The 748-nt window shown below is 47.3% G+C and carries 1 protein-coding gene; it reads right to left on the bottom strand.

Translation table 11 applies throughout. The features are described from left to right. Positions 1-632 (bottom strand): LPS export ABC transporter permease LptG (gene lptG, locus R7O13_RS26505; RefSeq protein ID WP_318305163.1); only part of this gene is annotated, 632 nt, incomplete at its 3' end. Between the last annotated feature and the right edge of the window lie 116 nt (positions 633-748).

The following is a 748-nucleotide window of genomic DNA, read 5'->3' as shown; positions in this document are numbered from 1 at the left end:
TGCATGTTGGTGATTTGCACGTCACGCATCAACCAATTGTTATCTTGTTGGTAATCCACTTCTTCAGCAAAGATAACTTTTTCTAAGTTCTTGTCATCATCAAAGCGCCACATGTTCAACGCATACAACTTCTCATCTTCCACTTTACCTATGAAGATGAAGTCGTTGGCATCACGAGCCCAAACCCCAGCACGAACCGAAACGATGCTGCCGCCAGACAATGCAAAAGATCGCAAATCACGCGCCATTTTCTGAGCTTCTGGAGCCCCCCATTGACCTAAAGTCATCACGATAAGCATCAATGGAACGGCCGTTTTTAGCACGGACAAACCGATATCCAGCTTGGAGAAACCCGCCGCTTGCATGACCACAAGCTCAGAGCTTGACGCCAGCATACCCAAACCAATCAGCGCACCCAGCAATGCTGCCATTGGGAAAAACATTTCAACGTCACGAGGCACGCTCAACAAAACGAAATACAAAGCGTGCGTCAGGTCATACACACCACGCCCCACTTTTCGTAGCTGTTCCACGTATTTGATGATACCCGATAGGCCAACAAACGTTGCCAGAACCAAGGCTGTGGTAGAAATGATGGTTCTACCGATGTAAAGGTCTAAGATTTTGAACACAGCTTACGCGAGCCTCTTCTTACGGAATTTTTCTTTCATTCGTCGAGCTGGAACACTGTCCATCATATTGGCCATGATCGCGACAATCAGCAACATCGCATTGATAGGCCACATGC

This window comes from Vibrio sp. Y176, assembly GCF_033438945.1.
The sequence above is the reverse complement of the archived record's forward strand: the minus strand, read 5'-3'. Positions and strand labels throughout refer to the sequence as shown.